A 22,408-nucleotide genomic window follows, 5' to 3' on the forward strand; every position below is an offset into this window, starting at 1 on the left:
CCGCAAGACCACCTGAGCAGACGCCTCGGTGGCTGAGGTGCGTAGGCCGCCTGCGGCCGAGCCTCGAAGCCACCCCCCGGTAGTCGGGGCGGGTCCCTTCGAGGCTCGTCGCAAGCTCCTCGCACCTCAGGGACCGGGGCGCGGTTTAGGCTGCGGCGGGTTCGGAAACGAGTTCGCCTCGGCTGCCACGGTCGGCATCGAAGCGATGGTCCTGCGCGAGATCGATGAGTTGGTCGGCACTCAGGTCTGGCACACCCACACTCGGATCAGCGTGCGTGACCAGCAGGCGGAGGTGGTTGGCGACAGCCTCAGCCACCGGCGGCGGCACCGAGTTTCCAATCTGCCGGAACTGGGCAGAAACCGGACCGGCGAACTTCGTGCCCACGGGGAACCCCTGGAGTACGGCTGCCTCCTCGACCGTCAATCGTCGCAAGTGCGGACTGACAGGTTTCTCGAACGACAGCGGGGGCCCACCAGCTCTGAGATGGTCGTGGTACCACCGCACCCAACTGTCGGTGTCCCCGTCCAGGAGGTTTTGTTCAACGATGGGCGTACGGTTGCCGCCCATTGAGGCCGCCAGCGTGGTCGAGGGACGGTCGAGATCGAGCGGGCGCCCCGCGCCGTTGAACATCATGCCCGCGTAGGGGGACTTGCGCATGACCGGCTTGGCGGCGGCCGTGATCTTGGCGACGCAGTAGGTGTTGTTGCCCTCATGGCCATACCGAGGGAGGAGAGCCAACGCTTCTCGCACGCAGACATGCCTCGTATGGGCATCGGGAGTGAGCGCGGGCACGTCCACCTCACCGCGCACGCCGATGAGAAACATCCGCTCACGCGCCTGAGGGACCCCGAAGTCGGCGGCGTTCAACAACATCAGTCGCGTGGAGTAACCCAGGAGGCGAGCAGCGGTAAGCAAGTCCTCGCGAAGGTCGGACCACCGTTGGTTCGCGTAGAGGTTCTTGACGTTCTCCATGACGAACGCGCGAGGCTTGATCTGGCTCACCTTCTCCAGGAAGGTCCAGACGTGCCTGCTGCGGGGGTCGTGCGGGTCCATCTTCCCGGCGACCGAGAAGCCTTGGCATGGCGGCCCGCCGATCACCACATCGGCACCGCGTGCCGGAGCGAGGTCGAGCGTGTCGATGTCTTGAGCAATGGTGCACCGCGCGGTGCTGTGCCGCCGGTGTGTCTGAATGGCAACGGGATCGATGTCGCTGGCCAGGAGGATGTCGTAGCCTGCCCGCTCGAAGCCGAGGTCGAGGCCACCGGCTCCGCTGTAGAACGCGGCGACGCTGAAGGCGTCAGGCATCGGTACTCCTCGTCGCCATGTGATTCATAGTCCGTGGTCTCATAGGCTACAAAATGCCACGCTCGGATGATGGAAACGATTCCGCAGGCCATCTGCGGCATCGCGGTGGAAACGGAGTTCCTGAACCGCGAAGGATACGTGGTGAGCGGTGCCAGGGACAGCGCCTCCACCACGAACAGGACATCGAACAAGGTCGGCGACGTCTCGGTGGAGCACGCCGCAGAGGGCCTGATGCGTGTCTACGAAATCACAGTCAAGGAGTTCGGCATCCAACGTATCAACGAGGCGGTTCAGTCCCTGGGGATGTTCTTCGAGAAAGGTATCCCGACGGGAATGATCGTCCACGTGCTGTGCCGGCCGGATGACATTCCGGCCGAGGCCGAGCGCAGTCTGCAGAATCCGGTGATAGCCGAACTGGAACGGGAAGGAGTCCTCTTCCAGTTCATCGACCTCCATGCGTGGTTGGCGGTCAAGATCGCGGAGTTCGACCTCAATCAACGGGCACACTTCTTCACGGAGGTCCAGAAGTTCCTCAATACCGGCAAGAATGGCCGCATTCCGGGAACGGAACGGCAAGCCTGGGCCGCAGGATTCACCGGCTGATACCGGGGGCTTGGGTGGCTGAGGTGTGAGGCCGCCTGCGGCCGAGCCTCGAAGCCACCAGCGGCGGGTAGCGGCGGGTCCCTTCGAGGCCGCTCGTTCCTCGCGGCACCTCAGGGACCGGGTGCGGTGGGTCCCTTCGAGGCTCGTTGCGAACTCCTCGCACCTCAGGGACCGGGCGGTGGGGGCGGCGATAGGGTGTACCGCAGGGCAGAAGCCCGGCGACGCGCGATGCACAGAAACGGGGTGAACATGAGTCAGGAAACCAGTCCGACCGGACGGCCGACTCCGAGTTTCCCCGAACCGCAGCCCCGCACGCCCGGCCCCGCGACGATCATCGCCATGTGCAACCAGAAAGGCGGCGTCGGCAAGACGACGACCACCATCAGCCTCGGGGCGGCGCTGGTCGAGGCGGGGCGCCGCGTCCTCCTGGTCGACTTCGACCCGCAGGGGTCCATGACGGTCGGCCTCGGCTTCAACGCCCACGACCTCGACCAGAGCATCTACCACGTCCTCATGGACCGTTCGCTCGCCCTGCGCGACATCATCACTACGACGTCGGTGCCCGGCCTCGACCTGGCCCCGGCCAACATCGACCTGTCGGCCGCCGAGATGCAGCTCGTGACCGAGGTCGGCCGTGAACAGGCCCTCGCCCGCGCCCTGTACGGCGTGCGCGAGGACTACGACGTCATCCTCATCGACTGCCAGCCTTCGCTCGGCCTGCTGACGGTCAACGCCCTGACCGCCGCCGACGGCGTGGTCATCCCGCTGGAGTGCGAATACTTCGCGCTGCGCGGCGTGGCGCTGCTCAAGGAGACCATCGAGAAGGTCCGCGAGCGCACCAACCCGCGGCTGCAGATCGTCGGCCTGCTCGGCACGATGTTCGACAGCCGCACCCTGCACGGGCGCGAGGTCCTGCAGACGCTCGTCCAGGGCTGGGGTGACCTGGTGTTCCACACGGTGATCCGCCGCACGGTCAAGTTCTCCGACTCCACGGTCGCCGGGGAGCCGATCACCGAGTACGCCCCGACCTCGCCCGGTGCCGAAGCGTACCGGCAACTCGCCCGAGAGGTCCTGGTGCGATGCCCGACAGCGTGAGCAAACGGCCCAAGAAGGCCGCGTCCTCGTCCGCCCGGCGCCCGGCGATGCCTGGTGCCGACGAACTGTTCCGGCCCACCGCCAAGCCGGCCTCCCCCGCCCCGGCCGACGAGCCGCCCCTGCCGGTACGCGAACCGGTCAAGAAGGCCAGCGGCCGGGTCAAACACGAGGAGAAGATCACCGTCTACGTCACCGCCGAGGAACTGCTGGCGCTGGAGCAGACCCGCCTGGCCGTGCGCTCGGTGCTGGGGCGCAACGTCGACCGCGGCCGGATCGTGCGCGCCGCGCTGGCCGCCGCGCTGGAGGACTTCGAGACGCACGGCGAGGCCAGCGATCTCGTGCGGCGCATCGACGAGGCCTCGGCCCGGCAGTGAGCGAGGAGACGGTCGCCGAGGAGTCCGTAGCATCGGGCTTCTCGATCAGCATCGGCGTGTTCGAGGGGCCTTTCGACTTGCTGCTCGAACTCATCGGGCGGCACAAGCTCGACGTCACCGAGGTCGCGCTGTCGCAGGTCACCACCGAGTTCATCTCCTACATCGGCGAACTCGGCGGCGACCTGGAGCAGACGACGCACTTCCTGCTCGTCGCGGCCACGCTGCTCGACCTCAAGACCGCGCGGCTGCTGCCGCAGGCCGAGGTCGAAGACGAGGACGACCTGGCGCTGCTGGAGGCCCGCGACCTGCTGTTCGCGCGGCTGCTGCAGTACCGCGCCTTCAAACAGGCCGCGGCCCGCCTCGCCGCCCGCCTGGACGCCGAGCAGCACCGCTACCCGCGTGCCGCGCCGTTGGAGCCGCGCTTCGCCGAGCTGCTGCCGGAGATCCTCATCTCGGCCACGCCTGCGGATCTGGCGCGCATCGCCACGGCGGCGCTCACCCCCAAACCCGAGCCGATCTTGTCGCTAGCGCACCTGCACGCGCCGCAGGTCAGCGTGCGCGAACAAGCCCATGTCGTCGTCGACCGGCTGCGCCGCGAACGCTCGCTGACCTTCCGTTCCCTGACGGCCGACTCGCCCGACCTGATGACCACGGTGGCCCGCTTCCTGGCGCTGCTGGAACTGTTCCGCGAAGGCATGGTGGCCTTCGAGCAGGCGACCCCGCTGGGCGACCTGCACCTGCGCTGGACCGGCAGCGACGACGGCGATGTCGAGGTGGGCCAGGAGTTCGACGCACCGCCGGAGACCGGGGACGAACACGTCGTGCCCGCAGCGCTGATGGAGGAGATGAGTCCCGATGAGTGAGGCGAACCTGCCGCGCGGCCCCCACGAGCTGGAACTGGAGATGCTCGACCTGCACCCGGCGCTCGAGGCGGTGCTCATGGTCGCCGATCAGCCGCTGGACCACCTGACGCTGGCCCAGGCGGTCGGCCATCCGCCGGACGACGTGGCCGAGGCACTTGAGGCGCTCGCCGCCGAATACGACGCGCAGGGCCGCGGGTTCGAACTGCGCTCCATCGCCGGCGGCTGGCGCTACTACACCCGCGACAGCGTCGCGGCGGCCGTGGAACGGTTCGTGCTCGACGGGCAGCAGGCCCGGCTGACCCAGGCCGCACTGGAGACCCTGGCCGTGGTCGCCTACCGCCAGCCGATCAGCCGCTCGCGCATCTCGGCGATCCGCGGCGTCAACGTCGACGGCGTGGTGCGGACCCTCGTGACACGGGGCCTGATCGAGGAGGCCGGCACCGACGCCGAGAGCGGCGCGATCCTGTACCGCACGACGAACTACTTCCTGGAGCGCATGGGCCTGGGCAGCCTGGAGGAACTGCCCGAGATCGCCCCGATGCTGCCGGAGATCGGCGAGGTCGAGGAGCCGGCGCACGGTGAGTGAGACCGAAGGCATCCGGCTGCAGAAGGTGCTGGCCCAGGCCGGACTCGGCAGTCGCCGGGCCTGCGAGGTGCTCATGGCCGAGGGGCGCGTGGAGGTCGACGGGCAGATCGTCACCCAGATGGGCCTGCGCGTCGATCCGGTCACCGCCGTCATCCGGGTCGACGGGCGACGCCTGCCGCCGCCGAGCGAGCACGCCTATGTGCTGGTCAACAAGCCGCGCGGCATCGTCACCTCGATGCACGACGAGCGAGGCCGCCCGGACCTGCGCGAGATCGTCGGGCAGCGCGCGGAGCGGCTGTTCCACGTCGGACGCCTCGACACCGACACCTCGGGCCTGCTGGTGATGACCAACGACGGCGACCTGGCGCACCGCCTCGCACATCCGTCCTTCGAGATCACCAAGACCTATGTCGCGCTCGTCGACGGCCGGGTCAGCGCTGCGCTCGGGCGACGGCTGCGCGGCGGCGTCGATCTCGACGACGGCCCGGCAGTCGTGGACCGTTTCGTCGTCAAGGACGTGGCGGCCGGCCGGTCGCTGGTCGAGCTGGACATCCACATGGGCCGCAACCGCATCGTGCGCCGCCTGCTGGCCGAGGTGGGCCATCCGGTGCGCGAACTCACCCGGACGGCCTTCGGCCCGTTGTACCTGGGCAACCTGCCCCTCGGCCGCACGCGCGATCTGACGCGCGACGAGTTGGGTGCGCTGTTCGATAGCGTTCAGGCATGAGTGAACGAGTCGACTGGCCGGGCACGGCGCTGGTCGTCGGCTGCGGGCTGATCGGCACCTCCGTCGCCCTCGCACTGAGCGTGCGCGGCACGACGGTCCACCTGCGCGACGCGACCCCCGGCGTGGCCGAAGTCGCCGCCTCCCTGGGCGCGGGATCGGCCGAGCCGCCCGGCACCGCCCCCGACCTCGTCGTGGTGGCCGTGCCGCCGGCCGCAGTCCCCGACCTCGCCGCCTGCCTGCTGCGGGAGTTCCCGAGCGCCGTCGTGACCGACGTGGCGAGCGTCAAGGCCCCCGTGGCGCGCGCGCTCGGCGGCACGGCGGATGCGGTCCGATTCGTCGGCGGTCATCCGATGGCCGGGACCGAGCGATCCGGTCCGATGGCCGGATCGGCGCTGCTGTTCGAGGGACGGCCGTGGGCGCTCGTCCCGGTCGACGGGACCTCGCCGGAGGCGCTGGAACGGGTGCTGTCGGTCGTGACGGCCCTGGACGCCGCGCCCGTCGTGATGGAGCCGGACGAACACGACCGCGCCGTCGCGCTCGTCTCCCACGTGCCCCACCTCGTCTCGGTGCTGACCGCAGGCCTGCTGGCGGTGGCCCCCCGTGAGCATGTGGAGCTGGCCGGACCAGGCCTGCGCGACGTCACCCGGATCGCCGGCAGCGCCACGGGCATGTGGCTGCAGATCCTCGACAGCAACGCCGGCGCGGTCGCCGGGCTGCTGCGATCCCTGCGCGGCGACCTCGACCGGGTGCTCGACGCGCTCGACGCCGGGGGCGACGTGCTCGCCGGGCGGCTGTCCGACGTGCTGGACGCCGGCCGCGCCGGAACCCGGCGCATCCCCGGCAAACACGGCGATGCGGTCACGGTTTCGAATGCCGTCGTCTTCGTCCCCGTGGACGACCGGCCCGGAGTGCTATCGGCGCTCATGGCCGACATCGGCGAGTCCGGCGTCAACATCGAGGACTTCCGCATCGACCACGAATACGGACGCCCCGTAGGCTTGGCCCAGATCGAGGTTGCCGCTGAGCGGGCCGATCACCTGACCGCGTCGCTGGCCGAGCGCGGTTGGACGCCCTACCGATAGAGGAGTTCCTTGATGTCATTCGTCGTCGCCGTCGACGGTCCCTCGGGATCGGGCAAGTCGAGCACGGCCCGTGGGGTCGCGGACCGGCTGGGTTTTGCCTACCTGGACACCGGCGCGATGTACCGGGCCGTGACCTGGGCGCTGCTGCAGCGCGGCGTCGACACCGCTGACGCGGCTGCGGTCGCGGCGACCGTCGGCGAGGTGCGCATCGACTCGGGCACCGACCCCCTGGCACCGACGATCGCCGCCGACGGGATCGACGTCGCCGGGCCGATCCGCAGCGACGAGGTGGTGCGGCACGTCAGCCCGGTCTCGGCGGTACCGCAGGTGCGCACCCGGCTGGTCGACCTGCAACGCCGGGTCATCGTCGGCACGGACGCGCCCGGCATCGTCGTGGAGGGACGCGACATCGGCACGGTCGTCGCCACCGACGCGCCGCTCAAGGTGTTCCTCGTGGCCGACCCGCAGGCGCGCGCCGAGCGCCGCGCTGCTGAGGAGGGCGGTTCGGACACCGCCGCGACCGCCGCTTCGCTGCAGCGCCGTGACCGCATCGACTCCACCCGCGCGGCCTCGCCGCTGGCCAAGGCCGACGACGCCGTCGAGATCGACAGCACGCATCTGTCGCTCGACGAGGTTATCGGCCGCATCGTCTCACTCGTGGAGGAACGCCGATGAGCGTCGCCGACGCCGCCCCGGTCCGCGCGGGCCTGCCGGAGTGGCCGCACCGGTTCTTCCGCTCCTTCCTGCGCCGCCGCGTCGTCCGCCGCTGGGACGTCCACGTCCGGGGCGTCGGTCATGTGCCGCAGGACGGTCCGGTGATCCTCGTCAGCAACCACGTCGGCTGGCTCGACGGCCCGGTGACCGTGGCGACCTCCGAGCGTGTCGTTCACGCGCTGGTCAAACACGAGTCCTTCGCGGGCTGGCCCGGCCGCCTGCTGCGCGCCTCGGCGCAGATCGAGTTGCACCGTGGCCGCACCGACGCGGCCGCCCTGCGTAAGGCGCTGCGGGTGCTGCGGGCTGGTCAGGTGCTGCTGGTCTACCCCGAGGGCAAGCGCGGCGACGGACTCGTCCAGGAGACCTACGGCGGAGCGGCCTACCTCGCACTGGTCACCGGCGCGCCGGTCGTGCCCGTCGCGGTGCTGGGCACGCGGGAGCCGGGTGCCGAGATCGAGAGCAAGCCCGCACCCGGGCAGCGCATCGACGTCGTCTACGGCACGCCGATCACCATCCCGGCGATGCCCTGGCCGCGGGACGCCTTCACCGTGGCCGCCGAGCGCGAGCGGATCGCCGACGTGTTGCGTGTGCATGTCGAGACCACCACCCAGAACCTCAAGCGCGACCTTCCCGGCGCGCCGCCGAAGCAGGACTCCTTCGATGAGTGACGACACCCCCACCGGACCGCTGCCCGTCCTGGCGGTGATCGGCCGGCCGAATGTCGGTAAGTCGACTCTTGTCAACCGGATCATCGGCCGCCGCGAGGCCGTGGTCGAGGACGTCCCCGGCGTCACCCGCGACCGCGTGCCGTACGAGGCGATGTGGAACGGGCGGGTCTTCACCGTCGTCGACACCGGCGGCTGGGACCCGGACGCCCGCGGTCTGGCCGAACGCATCGCCGCGCAGGCCGAGATCGCCGTGTCGGTGGCCGACGCCGTGCTGTTCGTGGTCGACGCGACGGTCGGCATCACCGACGCCGACGAGGCGGTCGTGAAGATCCTGCGCTCCTCGGGCAAGCCTGTCGTGCTCGCGGCCAACAAGGTCGACGACCAGCGGACCGAGGCCGAGGCCGCTGCGCTGTGGAATCTCGGCCTCGGCGAGCCGTATCCGGTCTCCGCGCTGCACGGGCGCGGCAGCGGCGACCTGCTGGACGCCGTGCTGGCGGTGCTGCCCGAGGCACCGCCGGAGCCGGAGTTCGACCCGGACGGGCCGCGCCGCGTGGCCATCGTCGGCAAGCCCAACGTCGGCAAGTCGAGCTTGCTCAACAAGCTGGCCGGTGAGGAGCGCGTGGTCGTCGACGACGCCTCCGGCACGACGGTCGACCCTGTTGACGAGCTGGTCGAGCTGGGCGGGCGTCCGTGGGCGTTCATCGACACCGCCGGCATCCGCAAGCGCGTGCGGGAGGCGTCGGGGCACGAGTATTACGCGAGCCTGCGTACGACCGGTGCCATCGAGCGGGCCGAGGTCGTCGTGATGATCGTCGATGCGAGCCAGAGCCTGAGCGAGCAGGACACGCGCATCATCCAGACGGTCCGCGAGACCGGCCGGGCGCTCGTCATCGCCTTCAACAAGTGGGATCTCGTGGACGAGGAGCGCCGCTACTACCTCGAACGCGAGATCGAGCGCGAACTGGTGCAGGTGCAGTGGGCGCCGCGCACCAACATCGCCGCGCGCACGGGCTGGCACGTCGACCGGCTGGTGCGGGCGCTGGACGCGGCGCTGGAGGGCTGGGAGACGCGGGTCTCGACGGGCCGGCTCAACTCCTTCCTCGGCCGTCTCGTGGCCGAACATCCCCATCCGGTGCGCGGCGGCAAACAGCCGAAGGTGCTGTTCGGCACGCAGGCGCAGACCGCGCCGCCGACCTTCGTGCTGTTCACGTCCGGCAAGCTGGAGGACACGTACCTGCGGTTCATCGAGCGGCGGCTGCGCGAGGAGTTCGGCTTCACCGGCTCGCCGATCCACCTGCAGCAGCGGGTGCGCGAGAAGCGCAAGCGCCGTTAGCCGTGGCACCCGCCTCGCCGCTGCCGCCGCGTGACGGCATCGACGCGGTGCGGGTCCGCACGCCCGCTGCGGTGCGGGGGAGTGCGCCGGCCTGGGAGACCCTGCTCGACTGGCTGCGCGAACGACTTCCTGCTGCGGTCGATGCCGAGGCGATGCTGGCCGAGGGGCGCGTGGTCGATGCGGCGGGGCGAGCCGTGCGTGCCGACGATGCCTACGTCCCGGCGGCCTTTCTGTGGTTCCACCGGGAGTTCGCCGACGAGCCGGTCGTGCCGGGGGAGATGCCGGTCCTGTTCCGCGACGAGCGGATCGTCGTGGTCGACAAGCCGCCGTTCCTGGCGACGATCCCGCGCGGTGGGCACGTGAGGCAGAGCGTGCAGGCCCGGTTGCGGCGGGAGCTGGATCTGCCGGAGCTGCAGCCCGTGCATCGTCTCGACCGGCTGACCTCGGGGGTGCTGGTGCTGGCGACACAGCGGCGCTGGCGGGGCGTCTACCAGTCGTTGTTCCAGCGGCGCGAGGTCGTCAAGACGTATCTGGCACTCGCCGCCCACGACCCGTCGATGAGTTTTCCGCTGGTGGTGCGCAATCACCTGCGCAAGGATCGTGGGGTCTGGCAGGTGCGGGAGGTCCGGGGGATGCCGCCGAACGCCGAGACGCTGATCGAGATGGACCGGGTGCTGGGCGAGTGGGCGGTGTACCGGCTGAGGCCGGAGACCGGGCGGACCCATCAGTTGCGGGTGCATCTGGCGGGCCTGGGGCTGCCCATCGTCGGCGACCCGCTCTACCCGCGCGTGCTCGACGTGGCATCGGACGACTTCTCGTCGCCCCTGCAGCTGTTGGCCTCCGAGATCGCCTTCGACGATCCGGTCGCCGGTCGGCCGCGCCGCTTCACGAGCGCGCGCCCCTTCCCGTTCGGGGACCGGGGGCTTCCGGTGGCCGAGGTGTGAGGCCGCAAGCGGTCGAGCCTCGAAGCCACCACACGGCAGGTCCCTTCGAGGCTCGTTGCAAGCTCCTCGCGCCTCAGGGACCGGCAGGCGGCGTAACCCGAATACATCAGCGATTCCTTAGGACCCGGCTTGAGCGCTGGCGACGGCTTCGAGCCGCTGGAGTAGCTCGCGCGCACCGGACTCGGCGTTGAAGTCCTCCAGATGCCGGTGCTGGTCCTCGGCGCTCGCGTAGAAGGAGAGCCACGACACACAAGACCGTGCCGGGTCGCCCGCCTCGGCTTCGATGAGCACGACGGTCCGGGAGGGGGACAATCCCCACTCCGGCGAACCCCGGTGCATGTACTCGATTCGTGAGGGAATCTCGACCGTGAGGAAGTCGTAGACGTTCGAGAACTCGGTGCCGTCCGGCGCGCGCATGAGGATGTCCAGCACGCCGCCGCCGGTGAAGTCGAGGTCACGGACCGTGCTGGTGAAGCCGGCCGGACCCCACCAGCGCTGAATCAGCTCGGGGCTGGACCACACGGCACAGATCGCCTCAGGCGTCGCTGTCAGCACCGCAGTGACGCGGAGGTCGGGTTCGGCCGTCATGTCTGTTCTCCCTCTCGCGCCGTATCGGACATCGGTCGTAGAAAACGCCGAAGGTGCCCAGCCGTTGAGCGACCAGGCACCTTCGGATTTGTCGGGCTGACAGGATTTGAACCTGCGACCCCTTGACCCCCAGTCAAGTGCGCTACCAAGCTGCGCCACAGCCCGTTGAACCTCGGACACTCTAGCGCAGACTCGCCCGGCCACTCACCGGCGGTCCGTGAGATATCTGGTGCGACGGGCCGCGAAGGGCGCACCTCCATGACCGGGTTCCGCCTCGTCGCGCCATCTTCTAGCATCGGCGCATGGAGGTCACCATCAGCGTGCGAGGCACTCACACGGTCACCCACGCACCCGAGCGCGGGACGGTGCGCGCGCGGGTCGTCGTCGACGGCTCCGACGCGGGGTGGGTGACGGCGCTGGCCGCCGACGCCGTGGCTCTGGCGCGCGAGAGCCTGTCGGCCTTGCACGCGCCCGCGCAGCGGGGGCCGGTTACGGCCTACTCGGTCGATCAGGTGTCGGTTCACGCGCACCGGCCCTGGACCGATCACGGCAACCCCTCGCCCCTGGTCCACACCGCGTCCGCGAGGATCTCGGCCACCTTCTCGGACCCGGCCGCGCTGGGCCGGTGGATCGTGGAGATCGTCGGGGTCGACGGCCTACGCATCGACGGCGTCGACTGGGACGTATCGTCCGCGATGCGCCAGCAGCTCGAGCGCGACGCGCGGCGCGAGGCGGTGCGTCACGCGCTGCGCCAAGCACAGGACTACGCCGACGCCCTCGGGCTGGGGCAGGTCCACGTGCGCGAGATCGACGACCGTCGCGGTGCCCAGGACGGCCCGATGCCGAGGTTCGCCGCGATGGCGGCCCAGGACGGCAGCGAGCTGTTCACCCCGAAGGACGTCGAGATCGCCTCCAGCGTCGACGCGGTGTTCGTCGTCTCCCGCGCCTGATCCGGTCGCTGCAGGCGGCGTCGGCTAGCCTGCGGATCGTGGTGGACGAGGCGGATGTGCAGTTGGCGGCGCGGCTCGTGACCGAGGCGGCGGTGCTCGCGGCGAGGATGCGCGGCGCGGGCCTGAGCGTCGACACCAAGACCTCGATCTCCGACGTCGTGACCGATGCCGACCATGCCGCCGAGGCGTTCGTGACCGAGACGCTGGCGGCCGAGCGGCCCGGCGACGGCCTGCTCGGCGAGGAGGGCACCGACGTACCCGGTACGACCGGACGCCGGTGGGTCATTGACCCGGTAGACGGCACCTACAACTTCGCCTCCGGGTCCGACTACTGGTGTTCGGCTGTCGCGTTGACGGTCGACGACGCGGTGGTGTTGGGTGCCGTCGCTCACCATGCGAGCGGCACCGTCTGGGTCGGGGGACCGGACCTGCCGACTACGGCGAACGGCGTGCCCCTGGGGCTGCTGGCCGACGCCGCGCTGGCCGACGTCAGCGTCGCGACCTATCTGCATCCGGCACGCATCGGCGATGCGTCGGTCCGCGAGCCGTTCCTGCGGGCGGTCTCCGGTGCGGCCACGCAACGCATGCTCGGCTCGGGGTCGATGGACATGGTCAGCGTGGCCGCCGGGCGCATCGGCGTGTACTTCTCCAACGACACCCCCGCCTGGGACTGGCTGCCCGGTGCGGCCCTCGTCGCGGGCGTCGGCGGGTCGACGGTCCAGGTCGAGGTCGAGGGGCATGGGTGGTCGCTGGCCGGACCGCCCAGCGCCACCGACCACATGGTCCGGCGTCTCACGGAGGGACGGGCATGAGCGAGCGTCAGCGAGTGAACCGATGGGATGACGTCATGTCGGCACCGCCTACCGTCGCTTTTCCCGAGGTGGTGGCGACATGAGCAATGCGTTGAAGGCGGTGACGGTTTTTTGCGGCTCGCGCTTCGGGACCGATCCGGCCTACGAGCAGGCGGCGGTCGAGGTCGGCCGCACGTTGGCCGAGCAGGGCATCACGCTCGTTTACGGGGGCGGCCGGGTCGGTCTGATGGGCACCGTGGCCGATGCGGCCCTCGCGGCCGGGGGCGAGGTCGTCGGCGTCATCCCGCAGTCGCTGGACGAGCGCGAGGTGGCCCACCAGGGGCTGAGCGAGCTGCACGTGGTCGAGACGATGCACGAGCGCAAGGCGATCATGGCCGAGCGCGCGGACGCCTTCGTGGCGTTGCCCGGCGGCATGGGCACGCTCGAGGAGATCGCCGAGCAGTGGACCTGGACGCAGCTGGGCCTGCACGCCAAACGCAGCGCCTTCTACGACATCGGCGGCTTCTGGCGGCCGCTCGCGGAACTGGTCGAGTTCATGGTCGAACGCGGGTTCCTCCTGCGCGAGCACGCCGACCTCGTGCGGTTCGGCGACGACTTCCCCGCGCTCCTCGACGGCCTCGCGGCCCCCTTGGACCCGCAGCGCAAGGAGTACGACGCGCCCACGGCGTGAGCGAACGGAGCCGAACTGTTCGCCGGCACGTCACCGTGGCGATGCGGACCGGACACGTGCCCGGTGAGCCTGGCGGCATGAGGATCGCGATCATCGCCGAGTCGTTCCTGCCCCAGACGAACGGGGTGGTCACCTCCGTACTCCACGTGCTCGAGCATGCGCAGCGCCGTGGCGACGAGGTGCTCGTCATCGTTCCCGACGCCGCCGACGGCCGCCCGGTGCCCGGAGAGGTACACGGCGCCCGTGTCGTCACGGTGCCCGCCTGGTCGCTGCCGATGTACCCCGACGTGCGCATCGCCACCGGCGGTGTCGGCCGGATCCGGCGGATGCGGGAGGAGTTCGGGCCGCAGGTCGTCCATCTCGCCTCGCCATTCGTGCTCGGCTGGCGTGCGACGCTGGCCGCCCGCGAGCTGGGGGTGCCGACGGTGGCGGTCTACCAGACCGACATCCCGGCGTATGCGGCCGAATATCAGATGCCGTGGGCCGAGCGGCTGCTGTGGCGTCGCGTGTGCGACATCCACGACCGCGCCGCGCCGACGCTCGCGCCGTCGACCAGCGCCGTCGCGGCCTTGGAGGCGCGCGGCGTCGAGCGGGTACGGATCTGGTGGCGGGGCGTCGACGCCGTCCGGTTCGCTCCCGGCCGCCGCGACGAGGAGCTGCGCCGCTCGCTCGCCCCGAACGGCGAGCGGCTCGCGCCGGAGAAGCAGGTGGCCGACCTGGCCGCGCTGGCCGGGGTGCCCGGCTTCCGCCTGATCGTGGTCGGCGACGGGCCGGAGCGCACCCGCTTGGCGGCGGCGCTGCCCGGCGCGCATTTCACCGGTATGCTGCACGGCGTCGACCTGGGGAGCCACATGGCGAGCCTCGACGTGCTCGTGCATCCGGGGGAGACCGAGACGTTCTGTCAGGTGATCCAGGAGGGACTGGCCAGCGGCGTTCCGGTCGTGGCCGTGGCCAAGGGCGGTCCGCTCGATCTGATCGACGCGAGCCGGACCGGTTGGCTGTACGCGCCCGGTGACCTGGCGGCGATGGCCGGACACGTGCGCGACCTCGTCGGCGACGAGGCCAAGCGCCCCGCCCCGGCCTGACGAAGAATGTCCGCCATGAGGTGAATGCGGTCCCTGAGGTGCGAGCGCAGCGAGCCTCGAAGGGACCCCACCGCAGGCTTCGTCCTTCGAGGCTCGTCGCACCCTTCGAGGCTCGGCCGCAGGCGGCCTCGCACCTCAGGGACCGCTCCTCGCACCTCAGGACTCGGCTGGCTCGTTCCTCGAAGGGCGCACCTCGGTCAGCGGGCCGAGGCGTGCCAGCGGCCGTCGCGGCTGCGGCGGACCGCGATGGGGTGGTCGAAGCAGGCGCTGACCGTCGCGTCGACCAGCACCTGTTCGACCGGCCCGGCCGCGACGAGCCGCCCGGCTCGCAGCAGCGCCGCGTGCGTGGTGCCCCGCGGCAGCTCCTCGAAATAGTGGGTCACGACCAGCGTCGTGATGCCCGGCGAGGTCAGCGGGAGGTCGTCGATGGTGCGCAGCATGATCTCGCGGCCCACGAGGTCGAGACCGGTCGACGGTTCGTCGAGCAGCATCAGCGGCGGCTCGGCCATCAGCGCACGGGCGATGAGGGCACGCCCCCGCTCGCCCTGCGACATCGTGTGCCAGCGCAGGTCGCCGTCGTCGGGGAGGCCGGTGGCCGCCAGGTACTTCGCGGCGCGTTCGCGTTCGGCCTCGGTGGGAATCCAGTGCGGCACCCACTCGGTCGTGCCGGTCGCACCGGTCAGGACGAGGTCGGCCACGCGCAGGTCCGACTGCGTCGGATGGCGCGGCTCGACCAGCCCGATGGACCGGCGCAGCGCACGCAGGTCGACCCGGCCCATGACGCTGCCGAGGATCGACGCCGTCCCGCGGCTCGGGAAGGTCGTCGCCGAGCAGATGCCCAGCAGCGAACTCTTGCCCGCGCCGTTCGGCCCGAGCAAGGCCCACTGCTCGCCGGCTTCGACGCGCAGCGAGATGTCGTCCAGGATCGTGCGCCCGGCGCGGATGAACGTGACGTTCGCCAGGTCGAGGGCGGGAGGCGGACTCATGGACCCACGCTAGCTGCGGCGCAGCAGCAGGTGTCCGGCGACACCGGCCGCGGCGGCCAGCAGCGCGATGGCCAGAGCGATCTGCCCGAGGCCGACGCCGTCTTCGGGCAGTGCGGGCGGCGCCGAGGCGGCCGGTGGGGCCTGCTCGGCCAGCACCGCCGCCGTCGCCACGATCCGCGGAGCCGGGCGATCCTGCGACTCGGAGGCGTCGGTCCAGTCGTAACCCTGCCCGTTCGCGCACTCCTGGCGGGTCTCGAACAGCAGCGTCTGACCCACCGACCCGGCCAGGCGCGCCCCGATGGTGAACCGCGGTGCCTGGCCGTCGCCGATGCCCGGACCGGCGAAGACGATGCGAGAGCCGCCGCCCTCGACCGCGGCCGTCCAGCCCGTCGGGGCGGTGCCGTCGAGGAACTGCGATCCCGCCGGGGCTTCGACGACTAGGGAGACGGTCGGCGAGTCGGTGCAGCCGTGGTCGAAGGTCAGGGCTAGCTCCGCGCTCCCGTCGCCGCGCGGGACGACGGTCTCGACCAGGACGTGCGCCGAGGCCGGCCCGGCCGACCACAGCAGCAGCCCCGCGAGGGCGAGGGTCACGAGGATCCGTCTCATGGGGCCACCTCCAGGTCGGCCTCGCCGCTCGGACGCTCGTAGGTGGAGGTGCGCACGGCGACCTCGACATGCCAGGTGCCCTCGATGGGCAGGTCGACGATGCCCTCGAACTCGCCGGGGCCGACCGGGGTCAGTTCGTGCTTGAACGGCCCCAGGTCGTATTCGACGATCCCGACCGAGACCTGGGGAGGCTCCAGCGCGTCAACCGGGTCACCGCCGGCATCCCTGACCCGCAGGTGGGCCGAGTTCGTGCCGACACCGCCGGGGGTGAGCGTCAGCGTGGCGTCGATGCCGTCGCCGAGATCGAACGTCAGCGTCGGGGCCTCGGGGGTGACCGGGGACGCCGATGCGGTCCGCGGAACCTGGGTCACGAGTCCGGCTGTGGCCGCCACGACCAGGGCGATGACAGCCAGTTCGGTGCCGACCGTGCGCCGCAGCAGCCGTGTGTCGGCGGTGCGCTCGGTGCGCAGATGACGCAGGTTGACCGAGGCGATCATCACCAGGATCCCGACCAGCACCACCTTGACCAGCAGGTGTACGCCGTAGGAGGAGTCGGGCAGATCGCGCACGGTCGCCGGGATCCGCCACCACAGCACCGCCCCGCTGAGCGCGAGCACCGCCACCGAGATGAGGGCGAGCGCCGAGAACCGACGGATCGCGTGCTGTAGGTGCAGGGGCCGGACGTCGCGCCCGACGGAGAACAGCAGCGTGAGGCCGGTGAGACCGCCGGCCCACAGGGCGGCGACGGTCACGTGCAGCAGGTCTGCGGTGACGACGAGCGCCGCCGGGCCGAAGGTGCGGGTGTGTCCCACGAGAGCCAGCGACCCGCAGGCGGCCGCTGCAGCGGCCAGCGCGACCGCCGGCAGCCGTCGCCGGAGGGCCAGCGCGGCCAGGAGCGCGCCGATGAGGACCGCCGCCGCCAGCGCGGTGTCGCTGCGCCAGGTGGCGGCATCGCCGACCGCCGATCCGAAGGACGACAGGCCGCTGCCGCCCTGCCAGAGGACCGTCAGCGGGGCGAGCGCGAGGGCCGCGAGCGCGGCAGCGGCCGCAGCCCAGGCGGCACCCCGGTCGATTCGGCGGCGCGCCCGGCGTGAGTCGCGCCGTGCCGGGGCGGCCACGAGCAGGCCGAAGCCGATCAGGCCCGACGCCACCAGTACGCCGCCGTACCGGGCGGCTTCGGCCGCCTTGCGCAGCAGGTCGACGTCACGGGGGGCCTTTGCGGTCGGGATCTCGATACTGGTGGCCGAGGGCGCGCCGACCGAGAAGCTGAAGCCGCCTGCGACCGGATGGGTGTCGGCCGAGATGACCCGCCAGCCGACGATGTACGTGCCGTCGGCCAGCGGGGCGTCGGGGGTGATCGTCACGACCGCGTCGCGCCCGGTCACCTCGGCCGCGACCGGCGTCCCTTCGCCGGAGAGCAGTTCGATGCCGTCGGTCAGCCGGACCGGTTCGCTGAAGGTCAAGGTGACGGCCGCCGGCGAGGAGTCGAGCACGTCGCCGTCGGCCGGGTCGGTCGATAGCAAGGAGGCGTGCGCTGTGGCCGGCGAGGCGAGCAGGACCGAGGCGAGCAGGAGCAGCCCGGTGGTGGGCACGGCCAGGAGCCGCGCCCACCACCGCGAGCGGTGAGACCTCACGAGCGCGAGCCGCTCCTGGCGAGGGCGGCCCCGCCGAGCACGGTGCCGAGCGCGCCGAGGCCCAGGGCGATCCAGCCGACGGTCCCGGTTCCGGAGCCGGACTCGCCGGCGCGGCCGGACTCGTGCGCTGCGCCGTGGCCGTGGCCGTGTCCCTCGTCCTCGGCAGCGGTCAGCGTGAACGAGGGAGCCGGAAGCTCGGCCTCGGGATCGTCGTCGATCCACGCGCTCTCGCCGGACTCGCAGGTCTGGACCGTCGGGAAGCGCAGGGTGTCACCCGCGTCGCCGCCGGGCAGCTTCAGCGACAGCTCGTAGGTATCGCGCTGGTGGTCGGGCAGCGGGGTCGTCGCGGTGTAGACGACCTCACTGACTCGTTCGGTGTACTGGCCGCCGTAGCCGTCGTCGACCGGTTCGTCTAGTGGTTCCATGACGGTCTCGACGGAGTAGTACGGGTTACGGGTCGGGGTCACCGCGTAGATCCCCTCGGGGATCGAGATGGAGACCTTCGTCGTGGGCGAGCCGTCGCAGCCGTGGCCGTTGCTGAAGGTGAGCACGGCGTACGAGCCGGCTGCCGTCGTCGACGGGGTGACGGTGACGTGGGCCGAGGCGGCGGTGCCGGTCGCCAGCACGGCACCGAGTACGAGCGCGGAGCCGGCGGCGAGCCGGGCGAGGGGACGGGTGGGCAGGGGGAAACGCTTCATGGGGGTCCTTCGGGATCGGTCGGATGCGGGCGCGCCGAGGCGCGCCCAAGGGCATAAGGAAGGGATGCGCTGACCACGGGGAGTGCCGATGTATTCGGGTTGTGCGCCGACGGCCGGTCCCTGAGGTGCGAGGAGCTTGCGACGAGCCTCGAAGGGACCAGAACCGTAGCTCATCTCGCCCTTCGAGGCCGCTCGTTCCTCGCTTCGCACCTCAATGAGCGGAATCGGCCCGTGAATCAGCGGTTCTCTAGACGACCGGGAGGGGAGGGCCGCGGCGGCTCAGCCCGCCGAGGAGGATCACCGGACGGGCCGGTGCGGGAGCCGACGTCGCGGCGCGAAGCGGCCGGAGGGCCGGTGTGGCCCCGGCGGGGGCGATCCGCCAGCGCCGCAGCCAGGCGTGCAGCCGCCACAGCACCTGCTCGCCGCGCGCCAGCAGGAGCGCGCTCACGACGACCGCCGCCAGGTGCGCGAGTGCCATGGCCGGATCGTCGCGCCACGGCGCATGGGCGTGCAGATAGGACGACAGCGCGTGAACCCCGGCCTGGGCACTGGCGAGCAGGGCGGCCAGCGCCGGAGCGCTCACGCGCTGGCCGCCGAGGACGTAAGTCACCGCAGTCACCGCGAGTGCCGCCGGTACCACCGCGATCCACGAGGAATGGGCGGCACCTCCGCCGAACACGTGGGAACCCGCCGCGACCACCGCGACGACGAGGCCGGCCGCCATCGAGCGCGCGAAGCGCACCCCGCCGGAGCCTGGGTCCCACATGGCCCGGAGGCTAGCACTGGGCTGTCGGCGCGTGGTCCCGGCGGGTACGCTCGGCAGCGCCATGACCCGCACTCGCTCCCTCCTCGCCGCCGCTTTGATCGCCCTGTGCGTGATCGGATCGGCCACTCCGGCCGCCGCCCACGCTGGGATCGTCTCGACCGATCCGGACAAACGCTCCAGCCTCCCGGCGCTGCCGGAGCAGGTCAGCATGACGTTCAACGAGGAGATGAACCGCCCGTCCTATGTCACGGTCACCGCGCCCGACGGGTCGCTGATCGCCGAGGGCGAGTCCGAGGTCCGTGGCCCGGTGCTGGTGCAGCCGCTCACCGACGATCCGGGTCTGGCCGGGACCTATCGCGTCGACTATCGAGCCGTCTCGGCCGACGGGCACCCGGTCGAGGGGGCCTTCGAGTTCGAGGTCACCGGCGGCGAGAAGGTCGCCCAGGGGACGGTGGAGAAGGTCACCTCGTCGAAGACCTGGTGGATCGCCCTGGTGACGGTGCCGTGGATCGCTTTAGCGGCCATCCTGGTCTGGCGGCGGATGCGGCGGCCGGACCCCTCCGCATGAGGCTGGCCGTCGGCGCTGCGACGGCCTTCACCGCGCTGGTCGTGAGCCTCGTGGCCGGAGGTGCCGCGCCGAGGCCGGCCGCATCCGGCCTGCCCGACACCGGGCCGCTGGTGGGCTGGCTGGTGCCCACCCTGTCGCTGGCCGGCGACCTCGCCGGGATCGCCGTGGTCGGCTTCCTCGCGTTGGCCGCGCTCCTGCTGCCGTCGGACGGTGACGACGTCCGGGGGCTGGCGGTCGACGCTGTCGCCCTGGCGCGTCGTGCGGCCTGGGTCTGGCTGGCCGCGACCGCAGCGCTGTACCCGGTAACCGCGGCCGACCTGTTCGCCGTCCCGCTGAGCGGACTCGACGCGAGCATCCTGTCGGCGGTCACGACCGACAGCGAGATCGGCCGGGCCATCGCCCTGCAGGCCCTCGGTGCGCTGGTGCTGGCCGTCGCGCTGCGCTGGACCATCGGGGTGCGCGCCCTGACCGGCTGGAGCCTCTTCGCCCTCGCCGTGATGCTGCCGTCGGCCCTGACCGGACACGCGGCCTCCGGCGGATCGCACTCGCTGGCCTCGGTCAGCCTCTACCTGCACCTGACCGGCGTCGCGGTCTGGGTCGGCGGACTCGTCGCGCTCGGCTGGCTCGCGATGCGGGGTAGTAAGCGGCTCGGGGCGGCTCTGGCGCGCTATTCGACGCTCGCCCTGTGGTGCTTCGTCGTGGTCGGCGTCTCGGGGGTGCTCAACGCCGCAGTGCGGGCCTCCTCGGTCGACCAACTACTCGGATCGGCCTACGGGCGGATCGTCATGGTCAAGGCGCTGGCCTTCGCCATGCTCGGGGCTTTCGGATGGTGGCAGCGCCGGCGGGTCCTGGCTGCGGACGGGGCCGGGTTCGCCCGGCTGGCGGCCGGCGAGGCGCTGGTCATGCTCGGCACCGTCGGCATCGCGGTAGCGCTGTCGCGGACAGCCCCTCCGGCCGGAGAAGTGCTGCTGACCCCCGCCGAAAGCCTGCTCGGCAGTCCGATGCCCCCGGCACCGACGCTGGAGCGGTTCCTGACCGGCTTCTACCCCAGCGGCGTCGGCCTGGCCGTCGTCAGCCTCGGCACGGCGGCCTACCTCGCGGGAGTGGTCGTGCTGCGCCGCCGGGGGGATCGCTGGCCGGTCGGCCGCAGCCTCGCGTGGGCCGCAGGAATGTCGGTGGTCGCGTGGGCGACGCTCGGTGGCTTGGGCGTCTACTCGCACGTCCTGTTCAGCGCGCACATGGTCAGTCACATGCTGCTGTCGATGGTCGCACCGATCTTCCTCGTGCTCGCCGCGCCGGTGACCCTGGCGCTGCGGGCGCTCCCCGGCCCCCGCAGGCCGGGGGAGGTTTCGCCGCGCGCGGTCCTGCTGGCGGTGATCCATTCGCGGGCGGCCCGCTTCCTGACCCACCCCGTCGTCGGGCCGATCCTGTTCATCGGCAGCCTGTACGCGCTCTACTTCACGTCGCTGTTCGATGTGCTGATGCGCAGCATCCTGGGTCACGTCGGGATGGAACTGCACTTCCTGGCCGTCGGCACCCTGTTCTACTACGTCGTCATCGGGGTCGACCCGTCGCCGCAGCGTCTGGTGCCGCTGGCCCGCTTCGGCCTGCTGCTGGTGACCTTGCCGTTCCACGCATTCTTCTCGGTCGCGGTCATGTCGGCGAGCGTGCCGACCGGCGAGTCGTACTGGTTGGCCCTGCAGCGCCCGTATCGCACCGATCTGCTGGCCGATCAGTACCTCGGCGGCAGCATCTCGTGGGCGCTGGGGGAGGTGCCGCTGCTCATCGTCATGCTCGCCCTGCTGGCCCAGTGGTTCGGCTCGGACCTGCGCGAACAGCGCCGACTGGACCGTGCGGCCGACCGCGACGACGACGCCGAACTGCGCGCCTACAACGAGCGGCTGCGCGCCCTCGCCGAGCGCGACCGGGGCTGAGGCCCTCCTCCGAAACGCCGACGCGCCGCGACCCCGGTACGGGGCGGCGGCGCGTCGGCGAAGCGAACTCGGAACATGCGCAGGCAGGCGGGTCCCGGTCCCTGAGGTGCGAGCGGAGCGAGCCTCGAAGGGACCACGGGCACCTGGCTTCGAGGCCCGCCCGTTCCTCGCTCGCACCTCAGCCAGCGAGACCTCTCAGAACAGGATCTGACCACCGGAGGTCGCGGCGGTGAAGCGCTCGGCGGAATCGGCCCAGTTGACGATGTTCCAGAACGCCTTGACGTAGTCGCCCTTGACGTTGAGGTAGTCGAGGTAGAAGGCGTGCTCCCACATGTCGAGCTGCAGGATCGGGATCAGCGTGGCCGGGATGTTGGCCTGCTGGTCGTACAGCTGCACGATGAGCAGCTTCTGGCCCAGGCTGTCCCAGGCGAGGATCGCCCAGCCGGACCCCTGGATCGTCAGCGCCACCTGCTCGAACTGCGCACGGAACGCATCGAACGAGCCGAAGTTGTCGTCGATCGCCGCAGCCAGGTCGCCGACTGGCTTGTCGCCGCCCTCGGGCGAGAGGTTCTTCCAGAAGATCGAGTGGTTGATGTGGCCGCCGAGGTTGAATGCAAGGTTCTTCTCGATGCCGGCGATGGCACCGAAGTTCTCCGTCGCGCGCGCCTCCTCGAGCTTCTCCAGCGCCGTGTTCAGGCCGGCGACGTAGTTGGCGTGGTGCTTGGAGTGATGCAGCTCCATGATCTTGCCGGAGATGTGCGGATCCAGGGCACCGTAGTCGTACGACAGATCGGGCAAGGTGTAGTCAGCCACGCG

Annotated in this window: 25 protein-coding genes and 1 tRNA gene; 17 read left to right on the plus strand and 9 right to left on the minus strand. The window is 71.1% G+C overall.

Annotated elements, in window-relative coordinates; genetic code table 11:
* Positions 1-145: 145 nt before the first annotated feature.
* Positions 146-1,306: a DNA cytosine methyltransferase gene (locus QM597_RS00480; protein WP_415002913.1), complete on the minus strand. Its 1,161-nt coding sequence runs from the start codon at positions 1,304-1,306 to the stop codon at positions 146-148.
* A 66-nt stretch (positions 1,307-1,372) separates the two neighbouring features.
* Here QM597_RS00480 and QM597_RS00485 point away from each other — a divergent pair, with 66 nt between their 5' ends.
* The 11 genes from QM597_RS00485 (at position 1,373) to QM597_RS00535 (ending at position 10,295) form a co-directional block, all read left to right on the plus strand.
* On the plus strand, positions 1,373-1,909 hold the full coding sequence (locus QM597_RS00485; protein WP_415002914.1) for a hypothetical protein: 537 nt from the start codon (positions 1,373-1,375) through the stop codon (positions 1,907-1,909).
* Positions 1,910-2,158: 249 nt separating this feature from the next.
* On the plus strand, positions 2,159-3,004 hold the full coding sequence (locus QM597_RS00490) for a ParA family protein (RefSeq protein WP_415002915.1): 846 nt from the start codon (positions 2,159-2,161) through the stop codon (positions 3,002-3,004).
* Positions 2,989-3,378, plus strand: coding sequence for a hypothetical protein (locus tag QM597_RS00495; protein ID WP_415002916.1), 390 nt, complete (start codon positions 2,989-2,991; stop codon positions 3,376-3,378). The genes QM597_RS00490 and QM597_RS00495 overlap by 16 nt, the downstream gene beginning before the upstream one ends.
* Positions 3,375-4,241 (plus strand): segregation and condensation protein A, encoded by an 867-nt coding sequence (locus QM597_RS00500; protein WP_415002917.1) that lies wholly within the window; start codon positions 3,375-3,377, stop codon positions 4,239-4,241. Before QM597_RS00495 ends, QM597_RS00500 begins: the two co-directional genes overlap by 4 nt.
* Positions 4,234-4,827 (plus strand): SMC-Scp complex subunit ScpB, encoded by a 594-nt coding sequence (gene scpB, locus QM597_RS00505; RefSeq protein ID WP_415002918.1) that lies wholly within the window; start codon positions 4,234-4,236, stop codon positions 4,825-4,827. The genes QM597_RS00500 and scpB overlap by 8 nt, the downstream gene beginning before the upstream one ends.
* Positions 4,820-5,554, plus strand: coding sequence for a pseudouridine synthase (locus QM597_RS00510; protein ID WP_415002919.1), 735 nt, complete (start codon positions 4,820-4,822; stop codon positions 5,552-5,554). Before scpB ends, QM597_RS00510 begins: the two co-directional genes overlap by 8 nt.
* On the plus strand, positions 5,551-6,636 hold the full coding sequence (locus tag QM597_RS00515; protein ID WP_415002920.1) for a prephenate dehydrogenase: 1,086 nt from the start codon (positions 5,551-5,553) through the stop codon (positions 6,634-6,636). Before QM597_RS00510 ends, QM597_RS00515 begins: the two co-directional genes overlap by 4 nt.
* A 12-nt stretch (positions 6,637-6,648) precedes the next feature.
* Positions 6,649-7,311: a (d)CMP kinase gene (gene cmk, locus QM597_RS00520; protein WP_415002921.1), complete on the plus strand. Its 663-nt coding sequence runs from the start codon at positions 6,649-6,651 to the stop codon at positions 7,309-7,311.
* Positions 7,308-8,018 carry a lysophospholipid acyltransferase family protein gene (locus QM597_RS00525; RefSeq protein ID WP_415002922.1) on the plus strand — a complete coding sequence of 237 codons (711 nt, stop codon included), beginning with the start codon at positions 7,308-7,310 and terminating at the stop codon, positions 8,016-8,018. Before cmk ends, QM597_RS00525 begins: the two co-directional genes overlap by 4 nt.
* Positions 8,011-9,351, plus strand: a complete 1,341-nt coding sequence (der, locus tag QM597_RS00530) for a ribosome biogenesis GTPase Der (protein ID WP_415002923.1) — start codon at positions 8,011-8,013, stop codon at positions 9,349-9,351. Before QM597_RS00525 ends, der begins: the two co-directional genes overlap by 8 nt.
* A 152-nt stretch (positions 9,352-9,503) precedes the next feature.
* Positions 9,504-10,295, plus strand: coding sequence for a pseudouridine synthase (locus QM597_RS00535; protein WP_415002948.1), 792 nt, complete (start codon positions 9,504-9,506; stop codon positions 10,293-10,295).
* Positions 10,296-10,412: 117 nt separating this feature from the next.
* On the opposite strand, the gene QM597_RS00540 is transcribed toward QM597_RS00535, so the two are convergent.
* A complete protein-coding gene (locus tag QM597_RS00540; RefSeq protein ID WP_415002924.1) occupies positions 10,413-10,883 on the minus strand; it encodes an SRPBCC domain-containing protein in 471 nt (156 codons plus the stop codon).
* Positions 10,884-10,974: 91 nt separating this feature from the next.
* Positions 10,975-11,048, minus strand: a tRNA-Pro gene (locus QM597_RS00545).
* Between the two features lie 137 nt (positions 11,049-11,185).
* Between QM597_RS00545 and QM597_RS00550 the strand changes: the two genes are divergently transcribed.
* The 4 genes from QM597_RS00550 to QM597_RS00565 all read left to right on the plus strand — a co-directional run bounded on the left by QM597_RS00550 (position 11,186) and on the right by QM597_RS00565 (position 14,400).
* Positions 11,186-11,833, plus strand: coding sequence for an SIMPL domain-containing protein (locus QM597_RS00550; protein ID WP_415002925.1), 648 nt, complete (start codon positions 11,186-11,188; stop codon positions 11,831-11,833).
* A 38-nt stretch (positions 11,834-11,871) separates the two neighbouring features.
* Entirely contained in the window at positions 11,872-12,645 is a 774-nt protein-coding gene (locus QM597_RS00555) for an inositol monophosphatase family protein (RefSeq protein WP_415002926.1), read from the plus strand.
* A 79-nt stretch (positions 12,646-12,724) separates the two neighbouring features.
* The gene (locus tag QM597_RS00560) at positions 12,725-13,315 is read left to right on the plus strand and encodes a TIGR00730 family Rossman fold protein (RefSeq protein WP_415002927.1); all 591 of its coding nucleotides are present in this window, start codon (positions 12,725-12,727) and stop codon (positions 13,313-13,315) included.
* 77 nt (positions 13,316-13,392) lie between these two features.
* On the plus strand, positions 13,393-14,400 hold the full coding sequence (locus QM597_RS00565; protein ID WP_415002928.1) for a glycosyltransferase family 4 protein: 1,008 nt from the start codon (positions 13,393-13,395) through the stop codon (positions 14,398-14,400).
* 197 nt (positions 14,401-14,597) lie between these two features.
* Here the strand turns inward: QM597_RS00565 and QM597_RS00570 are convergent, their stop codons facing one another.
* From QM597_RS00570 to QM597_RS00590, 5 genes are all read right to left on the minus strand, one after another.
* Positions 14,598-15,386, minus strand: coding sequence for an ABC transporter ATP-binding protein (locus tag QM597_RS00570; RefSeq protein ID WP_415002929.1), 789 nt, complete (start codon positions 15,384-15,386; stop codon positions 14,598-14,600).
* Between the two features lie 9 nt (positions 15,387-15,395).
* Entirely contained in the window at positions 15,396-15,992 is a 597-nt protein-coding gene (locus QM597_RS00575) for a DUF1775 domain-containing protein (protein ID WP_415002930.1), read from the minus strand.
* Positions 15,989-17,626, minus strand: coding sequence for a copper resistance protein CopC (locus tag QM597_RS00580; protein ID WP_415002931.1), 1,638 nt, complete (start codon positions 17,624-17,626; stop codon positions 15,989-15,991). The genes QM597_RS00575 and QM597_RS00580 overlap by 4 nt, the downstream gene beginning before the upstream one ends.
* Complete coding sequence (locus QM597_RS00585; RefSeq protein ID WP_415002932.1) at positions 17,623-18,324, minus strand: YcnI family protein; 702 nt, start codon at positions 18,322-18,324, stop codon at positions 17,623-17,625. Before QM597_RS00585 ends, QM597_RS00580 begins: the two co-directional genes overlap by 4 nt.
* A gap of 247 nt (positions 18,325-18,571) precedes the next feature.
* Positions 18,572-19,090, minus strand: coding sequence for a hypothetical protein (locus QM597_RS00590; protein ID WP_415002933.1), 519 nt, complete (start codon positions 19,088-19,090; stop codon positions 18,572-18,574).
* Positions 19,091-19,151: 61 nt separating this feature from the next.
* Between QM597_RS00590 and QM597_RS00595 the strand changes: the two genes are divergently transcribed.
* The gene (locus tag QM597_RS00595) at positions 19,152-19,658 is read left to right on the plus strand and encodes a copper resistance CopC family protein (RefSeq protein WP_415002934.1); all 507 of its coding nucleotides are present in this window, start codon (positions 19,152-19,154) and stop codon (positions 19,656-19,658) included.
* Positions 19,655-21,592, plus strand: coding sequence for a cytochrome c oxidase assembly protein (locus tag QM597_RS00600; RefSeq protein WP_415002935.1), 1,938 nt, complete (start codon positions 19,655-19,657; stop codon positions 21,590-21,592). The genes QM597_RS00595 and QM597_RS00600 overlap by 4 nt, the downstream gene beginning before the upstream one ends.
* Positions 21,593-21,787: 195 nt before the next feature.
* On the opposite strand, the gene QM597_RS00605 is transcribed toward QM597_RS00600, so the two are convergent.
* Entirely contained in the window at positions 21,788-22,405 is a 618-nt protein-coding gene (locus QM597_RS00605; protein ID WP_415002936.1) for a superoxide dismutase, read from the minus strand.
* Between the last annotated feature and the right edge of the window lie 3 nt (positions 22,406-22,408).

Source organism: Aeromicrobium sp. (assembly GCF_047607065.1).
In the GTDB taxonomy this organism is placed as follows: Bacteria; Actinomycetota; Actinomycetes; order Propionibacteriales; family Nocardioidaceae; genus Aeromicrobium.